Annotated in this window: 1 protein-coding gene and 1 pseudogene; one reads left to right on the top strand and one right to left on the bottom strand. The window is 75.3% G+C overall.

All coding sequences use genetic code 11. From position 1 onward, the window contains the following. Positions 1-492: pseudogene (locus AB0M20_RS44205) on the top strand (NAD-dependent dehydratase); the annotation flags it as partial. Positions 493-651: 159 nt separating this feature from the next. Here AB0M20_RS44205 and AB0M20_RS44200 read toward each other — a convergent pair. Beyond that, positions 652-852 carry a hypothetical protein gene (locus tag AB0M20_RS44200; protein ID WP_364307547.1) on the bottom strand — a complete coding sequence of 67 codons (201 nt, stop codon included), beginning with the start codon at positions 850-852 and terminating at the stop codon, positions 652-654. Positions 853-1,273: the final 421 nt, after the last annotated feature.

Genomic DNA, 1,273 nt, shown 5'->3' with positions numbered 1-1,273 from the left:
ACCGAGGACTCCCCCGCAGCACCGCCGGCGCTGACCGCGTGGCGGCTGCCGGTCGAGGACGCCGTGCTGTCCGCGCCCGGCCTGGCCGCGACGCTGATCCAGCCGGGCATCGTCCACGGCCACGGCGCCGGGATCCCGGGCGACGTGATCGCCGGGCAGAACCGCCTGGTCGGCGACGGCTCCCAGCACTGGACGACGGTCCACGTGGACGACATCGCCGCCCTCTACGCCCTGGTGGTCACGCAGGGTGCGGGCCTCGGCCGGGTGATCGGCGTGTCCGGCGTCAACCCGACCGTCCGTGAGCTGGTGTCGGCCGTGTCCGCCGACGTCGTGGCGGAGTCGCCGGAGCAGACGCGGGCCCGGCTGGGCGACGGATTCGGCGGGGCGCTGCTGCTGGACCAGCAGGCGACGGGCGCCAAGGCCCGGTCGCTGGGCTGGAAACCCGCCGCCCCGACCCTGCTGGAGGAACTGACCGACGGCAGCTACGCCTGATCGAGCCGTTCAGGCGGCGGGCGTCAGTCGGCGAGGTGCGTCGCGCCGAGCGGGACCAGGGACTCGTCGTCGACCTCGGCGCCGGCGCAGGACGAGGCCGGGTCGGTGATCACCTTGCGCCGGTCGCCCTCGCGACCAGGGCCCGGGCGACCATCTCGCTCATCGGGGCCCGGTCCGGCCCGGCGATGTCGACGGTCGCGTTTGCGCGACGCCGGCATCGACCTCTGCGGCCACCAGCGTTCTGCCCGCCCACGTGAAGAAGCCGCGAACCTCGGCGGGCGGCAGCGTCGGCGCGTTCAGCACGTCGACCACGACCTGCGCGCCGGCCTGATCGTCGGTCCAGCACACAGCGGCCGTCACGGTCCCGCGCTGGTCAAGGCGGCAGCCACGCCGGCCTCGTCGCCGGTCCAGCACACAGCGGCCGTCACGGTCCCGCGCTGGTCAAGGCCGCAGCCACGCCGGCCTGATCGTCGGTCCAGCACACAGCGGCCGTCACGGTCCCGCGCTGGTCAAGGCCGCAGCCACGCCGGCCTGATCGCCGGCCCAGCACACAGCGGCCGTCACGGTCCCGCGCTGGTCAAGGCCGCAGCCACGCCGGCCTGATCGCCGGCCCAGCACACAGCGGCCGTCACGGCCACCACCGGTCAAGGCCGCAGCCACGCCGGCCTCGTCGCCGGCCCAGCACACAGCGGTCCGTCACGGCCACCACCGGTCAAGGAGGCAGCCACGCCGGCCTGGTGGTGGCCGAGCGACGAGAGGCCAGTCACCCTGGCCGGCGGGT

The organism is Actinoplanes sp. NPDC051633 (genome assembly GCF_040681735.1).
GTDB lineage: Bacteria > Actinomycetota > Actinomycetes > Mycobacteriales > Micromonosporaceae > Actinoplanes.
This window is presented reverse-complemented; position numbering and strand designations above follow the sequence as displayed.